Consider the following 13,684-nt stretch of genomic DNA (forward strand, 5'->3'; position numbering starts at 1 on the left):
ATGTTAAAAACATTTATGACATACTAAAGAAGGCATGTTTACTGTCAGAATTAACATCGTTTTGACATGCTCAAACCCGGAGGTGAAATAAGAACTTGGTGCAGTTGCTCATGGCCACCACAGGTGGCCTAACATCCCCCCCCTTTGCGAAGGGGGGCCAGGGGGGATTTGCCTTGATATCCAAAGCAATCAGCCCCAATGGCGCATAGTTGAGAATCTTCATCCCGAACACAGCAATGTTCAGCTTGTGCTCGCAGAGAATCAGGTATAATTTGCGGGTCTTCGGGAAGGATTAAAGGAGGTTCGACGTGGGACTCATCATCAAGTGGTTGTTAAACGGCGTAGCGATTGTCATCACAGCCTATCTTCTGCCGGGCGTTAGCCTGACCGGCTTCGGTGCAGCACTCATCACAGCACTGGTTCTGGGGCTTATCAATACCTTCATCAAGCCGGTACTGATGCTGCTCACCCTCCCCTTGAATATCCTCACTCTGGGGCTGCTAACTTTCGTCATCAACGCCTTGCTCATCATGCTGACGAGCGCGTTGGTGAGCGGCTTCACGGTGCACGGCTTCGGGTGGGCGCTGCTGTTCAGCCTGGTACTCTCCATCGTGAGCTACATCCTGAACGTCATCGTCCTCTAGATCGGCTCTCCCATGAGCAGGCGGTTTTTCGGGGAGATGTCACCGGGGATGGTCTGGGTGTAGACCCGGTACCCCTGTGAGCGGAGCCAGGCAGCACGCGTGACGTCGATGGCGAGTGGTCCGTCGAGCCACCCCTTCAAGCTGCCGTCATCGCAAGTAAGCAGGTCGTGACAGCACGGAAGCACCGCGACCCGGCAGCGGGCAGCGACGGCACGTCGCAGCACTAGATCGGTCAGAGCGCCGCAGGCGTGGGCTGAAACGACCAGGTCGCTGGGGCTCAGGTCTACTTCGTTGAGATCCTGCTGCAGGATTTGAAAGCGAGCGGCAGCAACCGGCCAGTCGGCGGCCACCTCGGCGGCCAGGCGCGCCGCGCTCTCCGGAATGCGAAGGTCGACGGCAACCGCAGACGATATATCGCGATCAAGGATAAGCAGCACCTGCGCCAGCAACCCATGTCCCGCGGCGAGGTCCACCACCCGTCCGCCACGGAAGCGCCGGTGCACCCTTCGCGCCACCTCCCATGCCTCGTAAAGCTCCTTGCGCGGCAGACACCCCGCCCGGCACACCGCGCGGGCAAGGCGATCAAAAAGGGTGTCGCCAGCGAAGTGCGGCAGCATGTGAGGGGTGAGACGGTTCTTCGAAGATCGGTCCATCAGCCATTTCCTTTACTCCCCTCGCCCGCCGGGAGAGGGGGCGGGGTGAGGGCTTCGCAATCGGCAATGTCGTCAATCAAGGCAACACCCTCACCCGCCTTCCAGGCACCCTCTTCCAGAGGGAGAGGGAACAGGGCGCAGTCGGCGAAGGGCAAAGGTGAGCGTGCTGCACCATCTATCTGAGAAAGAGACCAGCGGAGGCTCCAATGGCGCCAGGCAGAATCCGCATCGGCACCTGCTCCTGGACGGAAAGCAGTCTCATCGAAAGCGGCGCCTTCTACCCGCACGGTGCCGGCACGCCCAAGGCTCGGCTAAAGTACTACTCCCACCGCTTCGACACCGTTGAAATCGAAAGCTCCTACTACCAGATCCCCACCATCGAGATGGCCAACGCCTGGGTCAGCCGCACCCCGCAGAACTTTCTCTTTCACGCCAAGGCCTTCGGCGCCCTCACCGGCCACAACATCGCCCCCAGAAGACTCCCCGAGCATTTGCGACGGATTTTACCCGCCGCCGACCAGGAGAAGGAGGAGCTGCACCTTTCCGAACCCGAATTGCTGAAGGGGGTGGCCCAGGCGATGCTCGAAGCTTTGGTGCCGCTTAGGGAAGCCCGCAAGATGGGGTTCGTCATCTTCCAGTTCCCGCCCTGGTTTGGCTTCAGCAAGGCGAACCTCGCCTACCTGGGTTACTGCAGGGAACTGATGACTGGAATACCTATCGCAGTTGAATTCAGGCACGGCAGCTGGTTCACCTCGCACCACCGCGACCAGGTCTTCGCCTTTCTCCGGGAGCACAAGATAACCTACATAACCTGCGACGAACCCCAGTACGGCAACCTTTCCACCGCCCCTTTCCATCCCGAAGCGACCACCGGCATCGCCTATCTGAGGCTGCACGGCAGAAGCGGCGACTCCTGGCACGGCGGCCCGCCCACCGACGAGTACCTGTACCCGGAGCAAGAGTTGGAGGAGATCGCGCAGCACGCCTTGCGCCTGAGCGAGACGGCCCGAACGACCTTCATCATGTTCAACAACTGCCGCTGCGGCTACGCCGCCCAAAACGCCCTGCGCATGCGAGACCACTACCTCCGCAACTGTGAATAAACGAGGAAGTTTTTTCGGGCACGGGAAATGTAGAATAACCGCATCAATGAAGTGCTGCACGAGCCCTGACGTCCCCCCCTTTGCAAAGGGGGAGCCTGCCCCCCGTAGCCTTGGCGAAGGGGGGACAGGGGGGATTTGCCTGAGTAGGAGTCCCGTAGTTGAAAGCGTCCTCCCAGTTTAAAACCTATTCCTTACTCGCCGCCAGCAGATCGTTAACCACGACACCAGCCATGGTGAGTCCGAAGATGGAAGGAATAAAGGAGACACTCCCAAGGATGATGCGCCTGTGCTCGCAGGAAAACCTCTGATCGTCCTTGTTCGGGCAGATGCAGTTCCCTTTGCAGCCGCCGTCTTTTCCCTCCTGCTCACGGTACTCCTCGGTCGAGAAGACCACCTTCACACCGCTCTCGATCCCCTGCTTCTTCAGCAGTTTCCTCACCGAGCGCGCCATGCGGCACTTGTGCGTCTGGGAGATGTCGGCAACTCCGATCTTGGTCGGGTCGAGTTTCGCGGCCGCCCCCATGCTGGAGATGATCGGAATGTTCCTCTCACGACAGGTGCGGATCAGGTGCAGCTTGCTGGTGATATGGTCGATGGCGTCGACCACGTAGTCGTAACCGTCGCCCAGCAGAAAGTCGCTGTTCTCGGCGGAATAGAAGTCCTGGTACGGGACGATCTCCGCCTGCGGGTTGATCAGGCGCATCCTCTCCGCCATGACCATGGCCTTGGCCTTGCCGACGGTGCCGTCCATGGCGTGAAGCTGCCGGTTCACGTTGGTGAGGCAGATCTCGTCGAAATCGACGATGACCAGGCGCCCGATGCCGGCCCGCACTAGGGCTTCGGCGGCGTAGCTCCCTACCCCGCCCAGTCCGAAAATGGCGACGGTTGCATTTTTGAGGGTGTTGAGTCCTGCGGGTCCAATGAGGAGTTCGGTACGGGAGAAGCGGTGCAGATGTGACATGTTTCCTTTGCCTTAAACGCTATTAGCGGTGATGGTGACGGCAAAGTATCGCACAGGTGGGACGTATCTTGGAAGTGAAAGTTTAACAGGCGGCTCAACAACTATCAGCGTCTCGGCAGAGGGTTTCCCGACTCAGTACGTATCCGTTCGAAGTTCTCTTCCTGGGCAACCTTCTCGTCATAGGTGAAGAAGATGGCATAGTTGCTCCCGACACCGTGAGGATCGAGCTGGATCCCCTTCTCTTCCCACCTTTTGAACAACTGGAGATTCTCCTCGAAGTTGCGGATCAAGTCGCCGATGGTCCGCGCCCCAACCGCAGTGAACTTGATCTGGTGAACGTGCTCGTAGCGAATCCTCTGCATAGACACCTCCCGGCCTGCATTAGCACCCGCCAAATTCTAGCGTGCTTCAGCCGGGAGGCAATCCATTCCGGACGCATTTGCTACTTCATCTTTTCGTAGAGTGGATCGGCCTGGGTTTCGCTGACCTGCACCCCTTCACGCTCGAGGATTTCCCCGGTCACCCGCCACAGTTGCGTGATCGCGTTGTTGTAATCAACCAGCGCCTGGATCTGGCTCCCCTTCGCGGCCACGAGGTCGTTTTCCACGTCGAACACGTCTTTGGTGGTTGCAAGGCCGACATCGTGGCGTTTCTGGAAGGCACGCAGCCGGTCCTCGGCGTACGCCTTGCCCCGCGCGGTCACCTCGAGCTGTTTGAAGTTTGTGGCAACGAGTCGTATCGCTGCCTTCACATCGCGGTTCACACCCGACTCAAGGCTCTCCAACTGGGTCCGGGACTGCTCCAGGGCGAGCTTCTTCCGGATGTAGTCGTTTGTCGCGGCGCGGTTACCCAGTGGATACGTGAACTGCACGCCGACTCCCCAGGTAGGCTCATCGATGGTCGCGGTCTTCTCCAATCCGCTCAGGAAACCGCGGTCGAAGCCGCCGGTCCCGACCGTCGCGTTCAGGGTCAGATCGGGCAGCGTCTGGTTCTTCGCCACGCGCTGCTGCAGATCGTTGATCCTGATGACGTCGCGTTGGGTAGCAAGCTCCGGGCGGCTCGCCATGGCGCGGGCAAGGGCCTGGTCCTCAGCGACCGCGTAATCGCTGCGGAACGGCTCGTCGGCGAGCACGATCTCGCTGCCCGCGGGAAGCTGCAGCTCGACGCGCAACACGTCCATCTGGTCGCGCACCGCGCGCTCCGCGTCGATGACCTCTTTCTCGCGGGTCGCCACCTGGAACTCCGAGTTCAACAGTTCGTAGGCCGGCAGGACACCCGCCTTCACCCTTCCCCGGTCGTCCTGGAGGATGCGCTGCGCGAGCGCGAGCGAGGTCTTGCGCACCTCGAGGATCTCGCGCAGGTTGTACAGCTTGAAATAGTCGTTGCGCACCTGGACGATGGTATCGCTTAGACGGGTCCTGAATGCGTTCAGGGTCTCCGACTTCGTGAAGCGCGAAACGTTGATGGCCAGCTCGGTGTTCTCGCGACCAAAACCCTTGAGCAGCGGCTGCTGCAGGGTCAGGTCGAGGGCGGTCGAGTAGTAACGCGTAGAGTTGTTCACCCAGCCGCTCGTTACCGTCGCGCCGAGGAGGGTGCCGGTCGGAAGCAGTTGGCTCACCCCTGCGTTAGCCGTCACCTGGTCGATCGCCTGCGGCCTGAAGGTCAGGGTGTTGGTGCTGTTCGAGCGCTGGTAGTTTGCACCGAGCGTGAGCAGCGGGTCGTAGATGCCAAGGTTGCGCCGGATATCCGCCTCCGCCATCGCCGGGTTGTAGAGCTCCACCTTGAGGTCGAGGTTCTTCTCGAACGCCATGGTGATGGCGTCCTGCAGTTTGAGGTTGACGGTGGGCTGTGCCGAGGCGTTGACTGCGGTGCCGAGCACGAGAGTGAGGGCACAGGCGACCGCGGTATTTCTGGTTCTCTTCATAGGTGCGATCCTTTCGATCAGCATTGTTGCGGGATTACTCGTATCTCAGGGCATCGATCGGGTTCAGCGACGCGGCCTTGCGCGCCGGGTAGAAACCGAAGAAGACACCCACCCCGGCCGAGAAGCCGAAGGCGATGATGATGGTGTTGACCGAAATCAGGGTGGGCCACCCGATGAGGCTCGCCACGATACGCGCGCCCGCTACGCCTAGCAGCATGCCGATGATCCCGCCGCAGGTGGTCAGAAGCACCGCTTCGGTCAGAAACTGCAGCATGATGTCGCGTTTTTTGGCGCCGATGGCGATGCGGATGCCGATCTCCCTGGTCCTCTCGGTGACGGAAACAAGCATGATGTTCATGATGCCGATCCCCCCAACAACGAGGGAAATGGATGCGACGGCACCCAGCAGGATCGACATCACCTTCGAGGACTGCTCGGTGACGGCGAGGAGCTCGGAGAGGTTCCTGATCGTGTAGTCCACTTCGCGGTTCGGGCCGATGCGGTGGCGCTGGTTCAGGAGCTCGGTGACCTCTTCCTCTGCCTTGTCGAGCACGTCGGCGTCCTTAGCCTGCACCATGATCGAGCCGACCACGTTGGGGAACTGGCTGCCTAAAAGCTTCCTCTGCGCGGTCCTCAGCGGAACGTAGATCACGTCGTCCTGGTCCTGCCCCTGGGGGGATTGCCCCTTGCGGCCGAGAATTCCGACCACGGTGAAGGGAATCTTCTTGATCCTGATGATCTTCCCCATCGGGTCCGTGCCGCCGAAGAGATTATCAACGACGGTCTGTCCGATCAAGCAGTTCTTGGTGGCGCCGTCCACGTCGGATTGGGTGATGTTTCGTCCGGCCACGATGGTCCAGTCGCGCACATGCACCATGTCCGGGGTGACGCCGAAGAGCACGGTGGACCAGTTCTGGTTGCCGTACACCACCTGGCCCGAGCCGCGCACGCTTGGAGCGACTGCGCCGACCGACGGGCATTCCGCCTTTATGGCCCGGGCATCGTCGTAGGTGAGCGTCTGGGTGCCGCCGGCACCGGAACGCATGCCGCCGCTCGTCACCGAACCGGGCAGCACCAAAAGGAGGTTTGAGCCGATGCTGGATATCTGGTCGGAGATCATCTTGCTCGCGCCGGAGCCGATGGCGACCATGGCGATCACCGCGCCGATGCCGATGATGATCCCCAGCATGGTGAGCAGCGCGCGCATCTTGTTCACCCGCAGCGCGCGCAGGGCTATGAGGAGGCTTTGCCACAAGGTCGTCATCGTTTATCCACCTCGGCAGGCGGAACAGCGGTTTTCGCCTGGAACTGTTCATCGGAAATAATCAGGCCGTCACGGAAGATGATGTGCCGGCTGGTGAACTCGGCCACGTCGGGCTCGTGCGTCACCATGATGATGGTGATCCCCTGCCGGTTCAGCTCCTGGAAAATGGCCATGATCTCGATGGTGGTCCTGGAGTCGAGGTTGCCGGTCGGCTCGTCCGCCAGTATGATCGACGGGCGGTTGACCAGGGCGCGGGCGATGGCCACGCGCTGCTGCTGTCCGCCGGAGAGCTGGTTCGAGTAATGCCCTTCGCGGCTTGCGAGCCCCACCTTCTCCAGTGCCTCGAGGGCGCGGGCCTTGCGCTCCGCCGCGGGGATCTGGGCGTAAACAAGGGGCAATTCGACGTTCTGGCGCGCCGTAGTCCGGGCCAGCAGGTTGAACCCCTGGAAGACGAAACCGAGCTTTTTATTGCGCACTTCGGCCAGCGCGTCGGCCGAGAGCTCCCCGACGTTCACGCCGTCCAGAAGGTAGCTGCCGCTGGTGGGAACATCGAGGCACCCAAGGATGTTCATGCAGGTGGACTTGCCGCTCCCGGAGGCGCCCATGATGGAGACGAATTCGCCACGGTTAACGGTGAAGGAGACCCCCTTCATCGCCTCGACGCGCTCCTCCCCCATCGTGTATATCTTCACTACGTCGTTTAGCCGAACCACTTCGTCCATTTAGAACCTCGGCCCCATCGGCATGCCGTTCTTCTTCTTGTCCTGGCCGACCTGCTCGATGATGACGTCATCCCCTTCCTTCAGGTTCCCGCTCACCACCTCGACCATGCCGCCATCCGAGATGCCGGTGGTTATGGATACAGGAACAGCCTTACCTTCCTTGAGCAGGTAAACGGTCTGCCCGCGGTCCTTCCCGCCGGGTTTTCCTCCGGGGCCGGTGCCCGCACCGGAACCGCCGCCCGTACCGGTCATGCTGCCCGGCCCGGTCTTTCCTTTGGCACCCTTTTCCTTGCCGGATTTGGGCTTGAAGCGGAGCGCTGCAGCCGGGACCTTGAGCAGGTTATCCTTCCTCTCGGTCTCGATGGAAACGTTGGCCGTCATGCCGGGCTTCAACTTGAGGTCCTTGTTATCGACCGCGATCACGGTCACGTAGGTGACGACGTTCTGCGTCACCACCGGGGCGTTGCGGATCTGCACCACCGTCCCCTCAAACTGCTGGTCCGAATAGGCGTCCACGGTAAAGGTAGCCTTCTGCCCCACCTTAAGCTTGCTGATGTCGGACTCGTCGACACTCGTGTCGATCTGCATCTTGGTCAGGTCCTGCGCGATGGTGAAAAGGGTCGGCGTCTGGAAGGAAGCGGCAACGGTCTGGCCGACGTCGACGTTTCTCGACACGACGATGCCGTCCACCGGCGACCTTATCGTCGAGTAATTCAGGTTCGTTTCAGCCTGTTTCAAGGCCCCGCGGGTCTGCAGCACCGCGGCTTCCGCGGCTCTGACGCCGGCGACCGCCGCATCATACGCAGTCTGTGCGGCGTCCATGTCGCTCTGGGCAACGATCCCTTCCTTCAGAAGCTCCTTGTTGCGCGCCATGGTCCGTTTTGTATCGGCCACGGTGACGCGCGCCTTGGCGAGGTTGGCCTCTGCGTTAAGCGCGTTGCCCCGCGCCTGCTGGACTGCCGAATTGAAGAGCGCCGGGTCGATCTGGGCGATCGGCTGCCCTTTTTTCACCTGCGAGTTGAAGTCGACGTAAAGCTTCGCGATGGTGCCGGAAACCTGGGTACCGACCTGGACGGTGACCACGGCATTCAGTGTGCCGGTCGCCGAGACGGATGAGGCGATGGCGCCCCGCTCGACCTTTTGCGTCTTGTACTCGACCTTGGGAGGCTGTTTGAAGTAGAAGAAACCGGCCGTTACCAGAACGGAAAGGACTATGACGGCGCCTATGATTCTTTTCACTGATCCACCTCATTCATGATCATTATCCCTGCAATAGCATCTGAGCCTCAGCATCGAGGTCATCTGCTAAGTACGGTAAATGCTAAATGTGCAAGAAAGATGAAATGATTGGAGCATTTTCTCAATCCTGCGGCCAAACCAGCACTTTAAACATCCTGCAACAGAGGGTCAACAAAAATTACTTTCCCCTCACCGAACGTTCTCGCTTTCGAGGTTATTGCAGGACGTCAACCGTCGACTCGTCAGAGTTGAGGTTTGCAGCAACAGATGCGTCGGAGGGTTTGACAGGGCTAATCGTTCCTATACAATTGGGCCGTGTTTTTGCTGGCCGGTAAATCCAACAAAAGGAGACAGAATATGGCGGCGTTCACGGCGAAGGACTTCTCGGAACTGATAGGCATGCCAGGGTTTAGCGAGGCGCTCCTCAACAACCACTTCACGTTGTACCAGGGTTACGTCAAAAACAGCAACACCCTGGACGAGCAGCTTATCCAGCTGCGCAAGGAAGGCAAGGGAGCCGATCCCATGTTTGCGGAGATGAAGCGGCGTTTCGGCTGGGAATTCAACGGCATGAGGCTGCACGAGCTCTACTTTGAGAACCTGGGCGGGAACACTCCCATCAACCAGGACGGGAGGCTGGCGGCGCGGTTGCACCAGGACTTCGGCAGTTTCGATGAGTGGGTACAGGACTTCAAATCGGTGGGCGCGATGCGCGGCATCGGCTGGGCGATCCTGTATCAGGACGTGACCAACGGCAGGCTTTTGAACTTCTGGATCAACGAACACGACACCGGACATCCCGCCGGCTGCGTCCCCATCCTTGTCATGGACGTATTCGAACACGCCTTCATGACCGACTACGGGCTGAAGCGCGCCGACTACATCAACTCCTTCTTCCAGAACATAGAGTGGACCAAGGCGGAAGAGCGGATGCAGATGTAGTTAGGCAGTCGCCAGCCAAGAAAAAAGGAAAGGGCTTCCAACAGGAGGCCCTTTCCTTTTGTTTCGATAGATGCCCTCGAATCGCTGCATGAGCCGTGGCGTCCCCCCCTTTGCGAAGGGGGGACAGGGGGGATTTCGCCTTGCCTGTACCCTTACCCCCGGCAGGCTGCGCAGAACTGTTCGACGGTACCGTCGATGCGACAACCGCACGATGCACAGGCGTTATCCCACTCCGGGTGCCCCGCCACTTCCGCCCTCTTCTTGGCCTCCAGCCTTCTCACCTCGGCCTCCATCTCCTCGTTGTACTGATTTTCAAACATCCTCAAGCTCCTTAAGCGCAGCGTCTGGATTGAATCGGTTCAATCCTGGGAAACGTAGATCAACTTGGTCGTATCAAAGCCTAATGCGGCGGCCTTTGCCACCAGACGTTCTCTTATGGCAGTTTCCATCTTGGGCGTTCTGGCAAGGATCCATAAATACCCCCTGTCAGGCCCGCAGACAAGGGAATATTGGTAGTTGTCATGGTCCAGGTCGAATATGACATAGGAGCCATAAAAGGGCCCGAAGAAGGAAACCTTCAGATATCCCAGGTCCGAAGCCTTAACGAAATATGCCTTACCTGTGGCTTCTTTCCACCGTTTTTCCTTCTCGGAATAGCCTCTATTGACGACCTTCAGACCACCGTCCTCCCGAAGGCTGTAATCCGCGCTAACCCGGGTCAGCCCTCTCTCAAAGGAGTGATCCAGCCGTGCAATTTCGTACCACCTGCCAAGGTAGTTCTGAACCTTGAAGTCATGAACCGGTTCCACCCGATCCGGCATTCCCACACAGCCGGTAAAAAGCAGCGTCAACCATAAAGATAATTTTTTCATGCCTTGTGTCCCATCTAGGCGTAAGTACTGACGGTCTGCATTTTCATGATCTTGAGGACGACACCTTTCCTTTGGCGGCACGAACACTCACCAGAAATTAGCACGCACGGTTAACCTTTATCAATCGTTAAGTAAGCACACGCCACACTACTCCGGATGGCTGCAAGGCAAAAACTCTGACAAGGTTAGGTTGTCCAAATTTTCAATAAAGTGCGTTTCAAGGCCGTAGTGGGATTGACGGCTTCAGGCAGTTGCGTCAGGACCTTGGGCGCGGCATCCTTCTCGGTTTGGAATTTCTGGTCGCTGCCGACATATTCCGCAACGTGGCCGTGACGCCCACGTTGGAAGGAGTGCTAGTGCTGGGCGTTATCGTCATCATCCGTACCTTTTTGAGTATGGCTTTGCAAGTCGAACTTGAAGGACATTGGCCTTGGCAGCGGAAGCCACATGAAGCCCCAGCGAGCTGACCATTGCGATATTCAGCCTGAGAGGCAGGTCTTGTTTCATGAATTGAAACCGGCTTGAATGTAATATTATGTTGAACTCTTGTTAATTTCATCTTCATCCATTGTTTGCGGCATAGGCAAATAAGATACAAGCCTTGCCAATATCAATATCGTCATAAATACCGCAACAGCTACATGTAACAAGACAATACATCTACCGTAATCATTATCTGGAGAGATATCTCCATATCCTAGTGTGGCCATGGTAACTAAACTATAGTAAGTAGCACCAATAAAGCTACCAAGCTTAGACGCATATAAGCCAAACTGATTCCTAAAATATGAATATGCCGCAGCGAACCAGAATATAATTTCTGTATAATTATGAAGCGATAAAATTACAATTCTCCTGTAACTGCGCAAACGATAAGGTGATGATGTATTAGCTTTCCCATACCCATCAAAGAACAGTACATTTGTTTGATAAACTACGATCTCTAAAACTCTCAGCCATGCATAAATGAGTAATATTTTTACACAAATTGATTCATGGAATCTTGTGGAGAGAAAAACTGTGATTATTGAAAACAAAAGATTCAGTAACACCCATACATCTACAAAACCATGAGTTTTAAATCGTGATGGAAGATATGAAAATATTAATTGAAATGGCGAAACCCATTTTAAGGTACTAAAAATTCTTCCCCAAAATGTGACTATGAACGAATCCATTGTCTACGATCTCCTATAATTGCCAGTGGGCGTGGTCCCCAGATAGGTCCGAAAGAGATACAAAATACGACAATCCCTTTTTCTCACTATTGGTATTTAATGCATAAGGTTCTCAATGCACTCTTTGACCCTAGCAGCATATTTCGCAGGCAAATCGTTTTTCCACTTATCTTGAATGTAGAAAGACTGGTAGTGCAAGGATCTTCCCCTTCCCTTTCCTTTTTTTGCCAAGGGCTTCAGATAAACCTTAAATGTGATCTTTCCGTTCACACGTGGATCTGCGAGAAGCAGATAATTGTCTGTCTCATCAATATACTTTTTAACATTCCCTTCTATTGATGTCATTACCCCTAATCCATCCAGTCGTTTTTCAGCCCACACAAGCTCTTCCTCTCCGCGGGTTGGCCCATCCCAGCTGTAAATTCCCTCATCCATAAGACAAGGTTCAGCGTACAAATCAATCAAATACACTGTCTCAGTTTTCTTCTTTTCTGCTAGGAGGAGCTGGTTTTCATTTTTTACTTGCTCCTCTTTTTCATGGAATGACCTATACCAATGATTCCTTGCCAAACGAAATGTAGCCTCCATAACTTCGCAACGGGTGGCATTGCCCCATCCTGTCAAATGTCGCCTCAACCCCTCTGGTATAGCAAAACCTCGGTCATAAGGACTGTTACTGCCCCTCCCACAGAGGGGACAGTATGCCCTATCTTGCCAATAACTCCCATCTTCTTTAGACAGCAATTTGGCTTCCGATATGATCAGTTCCGCGACTTCGTGCTCCCAGTTATGGCCTTCGCGTGTGGATTTAACCTCATAATAGCTCGACAAAATTCTCGCAATTTTTTCAGGCATGAGATTTAAAATTGTGACCCTAGCCTCGAATAATTCGTTCTTGAGTCGTTCTATTTCTGCAATATATGCTTGGATAGGATTCATCCTCATATTTCCTCTCCTGTGACCGGATTATCGCTCGGTCTCATAAACTCGTTCCTCACTTGGCTCAGGCTCGATATTCGGACGTGCCAGACTGCTCAATGGTGCGCCGTGGGCCTCATCCCAATCCAGCATACGCAATGTAGGCAATAATCAAATGGCAGCTGATACCGATCATTGCTGGTATGATTATCTTTTTTTGCCTTTTAGAATAAATCAGTGAGTATATGCCATAACCAAAACCAGCGGCCAGTACGGAAACTAAAGTCACATTTACTACTACGTAGGATATTTTAGATACTTTTATCGCATCTTTAGTCAAAGATATGATGAAGTCTGCAATCAACGGTGCAGAAAGGGAAAAGTATGCGGCTTTTTGGGGCAGCGTTAGGGCCTTTTGCATCTCGATATTGCCTTGATTCAAGTCGGAAGTATCCTCCTGGGCTGTGATTGCCGTACCAGAGGTGTAACATCCTTTCGTGCTTTGTTTTTTGTCCTGGAGCTTATTGAAATACATCAGAGGTAGCGCTATGGGAACAAATAGGAGTGTACCTATAGTCCAAAATAACTTGTCGTCGGTCGTTGTGTCTGATCGCCAAAACTCCACCATGATAAAAACAAAGCCTGCAAGAAGGGTAAATTTAATAATGTCTTTGGTCGGCCCAAGCAAGTTGAGGTAATCATCTAGTCCCAAAAAGCTTGATAAGAGATAGGCAGGGATTGCAATACAGAAAAACATGAGCAATGGTTTCTTCATCAGTATTCCTTTCAACGGATCTAAGAGGTTTCAACTGCACCACCCGATGGCAGGAGGTACAGGTGACCTCCATCGACTACCTAAATAAACCTTCCGTGTTAGAGAAGCCCCCAATTGTGAGCGCCTCACTCAGAGGTTGCCAACAGGCGTGCAGCAGGTTAACACGCACAGTTAGCGGCAATCAATGTAAATGTTTTGTTATTCCGATTAGAAGATTAGATAGCGGCAATATCATCTGGTGGGGCAAACTAGGGGGGGGGAGGCGCTGCACGTCAGGTAGCGCTGATGTGGTTGTGGCTAAAGCAAAGGATGCTCTACTCCACATATAAAAAAACGGCTTAGCCCTAAAAGAGCCAAGCCGTCGTCTTGTTGTATGGTGCCGGAGGTCGGGGTCGAATACTTGCTGTAAATATTTGTTTTTATGGAAATAAATAAAGATATGCCAAAATTAAATATACCCAAAATTACACCCAAAGTTAATTCGTACTT

Annotated in this window: 16 protein-coding genes; 4 read left to right on the forward strand and 12 right to left on the reverse strand. The window is 55.5% G+C overall.

Annotated features, from left to right (window positions below; translation table 11 throughout):
• The first annotated feature begins 308 nt into the window (after positions 1-308).
• Positions 309-644: a phage holin family protein gene (locus tag E8L22_RS11735; protein ID WP_135869929.1), complete on the forward strand. Its 336-nt coding sequence runs from the start codon at positions 309-311 to the stop codon at positions 642-644.
• Here E8L22_RS11735 and E8L22_RS11740 read toward each other — a convergent pair.
• Positions 641-1,297 carry a methyltransferase gene (locus E8L22_RS11740; protein ID WP_136525359.1) on the reverse strand — a complete coding sequence of 219 codons (657 nt, stop codon included), beginning with the start codon at positions 1,295-1,297 and terminating at the stop codon, positions 641-643. The genes E8L22_RS11735 and E8L22_RS11740 overlap by 4 nt on opposite strands.
• Before the next feature lie 206 nt (positions 1,298-1,503).
• Here E8L22_RS11740 and E8L22_RS11745 point away from each other — a divergent pair, with 206 nt between their 5' ends.
• A complete protein-coding gene (locus tag E8L22_RS11745) occupies positions 1,504-2,400 on the forward strand; it encodes a DUF72 domain-containing protein (RefSeq protein ID WP_136525360.1) in 897 nt (298 codons plus the stop codon).
• Positions 2,401-2,584: 184 nt separating this feature from the next.
• Here E8L22_RS11745 and E8L22_RS11750 read toward each other — a convergent pair whose 3' ends face one another.
• The 6 genes from E8L22_RS11750 to E8L22_RS11775 form a co-directional block, all read right to left on the reverse strand.
• The gene (locus E8L22_RS11750; protein WP_136525361.1) at positions 2,585-3,361 is read right to left on the reverse strand and encodes a tRNA threonylcarbamoyladenosine dehydratase; all 777 of its coding nucleotides are present in this window, start codon (positions 3,359-3,361) and stop codon (positions 2,585-2,587) included.
• 104 nt (positions 3,362-3,465) lie between these two features.
• Entirely contained in the window at positions 3,466-3,723 is a 258-nt protein-coding gene (locus E8L22_RS11755; RefSeq protein WP_136525362.1) for a hypothetical protein, read from the reverse strand.
• An 80-nt stretch (positions 3,724-3,803) separates the two neighbouring features.
• The gene (locus E8L22_RS11760) at positions 3,804-5,285 is read right to left on the reverse strand and encodes a TolC family protein (RefSeq protein WP_136525363.1); all 1,482 of its coding nucleotides are present in this window, start codon (positions 5,283-5,285) and stop codon (positions 3,804-3,806) included.
• Positions 5,286-5,319: 34 nt separating this feature from the next.
• The gene (locus tag E8L22_RS11765) at positions 5,320-6,549 is read right to left on the reverse strand and encodes an ABC transporter permease (RefSeq protein WP_136513340.1); all 1,230 of its coding nucleotides are present in this window, start codon (positions 6,547-6,549) and stop codon (positions 5,320-5,322) included.
• Entirely contained in the window at positions 6,546-7,271 is a 726-nt protein-coding gene (locus tag E8L22_RS11770; RefSeq protein WP_135869922.1) for an ABC transporter ATP-binding protein, read from the reverse strand. The genes E8L22_RS11765 and E8L22_RS11770 overlap by 4 nt, the downstream gene beginning before the upstream one ends.
• Positions 7,272-8,510: an efflux RND transporter periplasmic adaptor subunit gene (locus E8L22_RS11775; RefSeq protein ID WP_136525364.1), complete on the reverse strand. Its 1,239-nt coding sequence runs from the start codon at positions 8,508-8,510 to the stop codon at positions 7,272-7,274.
• Positions 8,511-8,867: 357 nt separating this feature from the next.
• On the opposite strand from E8L22_RS11775, the gene E8L22_RS11780 reads away from it, so the two are divergent.
• Positions 8,868-9,452, forward strand: coding sequence for a superoxide dismutase (locus tag E8L22_RS11780; RefSeq protein ID WP_136525365.1), 585 nt, complete (start codon positions 8,868-8,870; stop codon positions 9,450-9,452).
• A 152-nt stretch (positions 9,453-9,604) separates the two neighbouring features.
• Here the strand turns inward: E8L22_RS11780 and E8L22_RS21540 are convergent, their stop codons facing one another.
• Together E8L22_RS21540 and E8L22_RS11785 are read right to left on the reverse strand one after the other, a co-directional pair.
• Entirely contained in the window at positions 9,605-9,772 is a 168-nt protein-coding gene (locus tag E8L22_RS21540) for a hypothetical protein (protein ID WP_198420150.1), read from the reverse strand.
• Positions 9,773-9,811: 39 nt separating this feature from the next.
• Positions 9,812-10,324: a lipocalin family protein gene (locus E8L22_RS11785; RefSeq protein ID WP_136525366.1), complete on the reverse strand. Its 513-nt coding sequence runs from the start codon at positions 10,322-10,324 to the stop codon at positions 9,812-9,814.
• A gap of 233 nt (positions 10,325-10,557) precedes the next feature.
• On the opposite strand from E8L22_RS11785, the gene E8L22_RS21965 reads away from it, so the two are divergent.
• Complete coding sequence (locus E8L22_RS21965) at positions 10,558-10,791, forward strand: DUF1622 domain-containing protein (protein WP_136526097.1); 234 nt, start codon at positions 10,558-10,560, stop codon at positions 10,789-10,791.
• Between the two features lie 66 nt (positions 10,792-10,857).
• Here E8L22_RS21965 and E8L22_RS11795 read toward each other — a convergent pair whose 3' ends face one another.
• From E8L22_RS11795 to E8L22_RS11805, 3 genes are all read right to left on the reverse strand, one after another.
• A complete protein-coding gene (locus E8L22_RS11795) occupies positions 10,858-11,502 on the reverse strand; it encodes a potassium channel family protein (RefSeq protein WP_136525367.1) in 645 nt (214 codons plus the stop codon).
• 96 nt (positions 11,503-11,598) lie between these two features.
• The gene (locus E8L22_RS11800; RefSeq protein WP_136525368.1) at positions 11,599-12,447 is read right to left on the reverse strand and encodes a hypothetical protein; all 849 of its coding nucleotides are present in this window, start codon (positions 12,445-12,447) and stop codon (positions 11,599-11,601) included.
• A 109-nt stretch (positions 12,448-12,556) separates the two neighbouring features.
• Complete coding sequence (locus E8L22_RS11805) at positions 12,557-13,195, reverse strand: hypothetical protein (RefSeq protein ID WP_136525369.1); 639 nt, start codon at positions 13,193-13,195, stop codon at positions 12,557-12,559.
• Positions 13,196-13,684: the final 489 nt, after the last annotated feature.

The organism is Geomonas ferrireducens, assembly GCF_004917065.1.
Taxonomy (GTDB): Bacteria; Desulfobacterota; Desulfuromonadia; order Geobacterales; family Geobacteraceae; genus Geomonas; species Geomonas ferrireducens.

What these genes read in the sequence shown, in the direction of transcription:
- E8L22_RS11740 (WP_136525359.1), bottom strand. Translation starts at nt 1,297, where the DNA reads ATGGACCGATCTTCGAAGAACCGTCTCACCCCTCACATGCTGCCGCAC.
- E8L22_RS11745 (WP_136525360.1), top strand. Translation starts at nt 1,504, where the DNA reads ATGGCGCCAGGCAGAATCCGCATCGGCACCTGCTCCTGGACGGAAAGC.
- E8L22_RS11750 (WP_136525361.1), bottom strand. Translation starts at nt 3,361, where the DNA reads ATGTCACATCTGCACCGCTTCTCCCGTACCGAACTCCTCATTGGACCC.
- E8L22_RS11755 (WP_136525362.1), bottom strand. Translation starts at nt 3,723, where the DNA reads ATGCAGAGGATTCGCTACGAGCACGTTCACCAGATCAAGTTCACTGCG.
- E8L22_RS11760 (WP_136525363.1), bottom strand. Translation starts at nt 5,285, where the DNA reads ATGAAGAGAACCAGAAATACCGCGGTCGCCTGTGCCCTCACTCTCGTG.
- E8L22_RS11765 (WP_136513340.1), bottom strand. Translation starts at nt 6,549, where the DNA reads ATGACGACCTTGTGGCAAAGCCTCCTCATAGCCCTGCGCGCGCTGCGG.
- E8L22_RS11770 (WP_135869922.1), bottom strand. Translation starts at nt 7,271, where the DNA reads ATGGACGAAGTGGTTCGGCTAAACGACGTAGTGAAGATATACACGATG.
- E8L22_RS11780 (WP_136525365.1), top strand. Translation starts at nt 8,868, where the DNA reads ATGGCGGCGTTCACGGCGAAGGACTTCTCGGAACTGATAGGCATGCCA.
- E8L22_RS21540 (WP_198420150.1), bottom strand. Translation starts at nt 9,772, where the DNA reads ATGTTTGAAAATCAGTACAACGAGGAGATGGAGGCCGAGGTGAGAAGG.
- E8L22_RS11785 (WP_136525366.1), bottom strand. Translation starts at nt 10,324, where the DNA reads ATGAAAAAATTATCTTTATGGTTGACGCTGCTTTTTACCGGCTGTGTG.
- E8L22_RS11795 (WP_136525367.1), bottom strand. Translation starts at nt 11,502, where the DNA reads ATGGATTCGTTCATAGTCACATTTTGGGGAAGAATTTTTAGTACCTTA.
- E8L22_RS11800 (WP_136525368.1), bottom strand. Translation starts at nt 12,447, where the DNA reads ATGAGGATGAATCCTATCCAAGCATATATTGCAGAAATAGAACGACTC.
- E8L22_RS11805 (WP_136525369.1), bottom strand. Translation starts at nt 13,195, where the DNA reads ATGAAGAAACCATTGCTCATGTTTTTCTGTATTGCAATCCCTGCCTAT.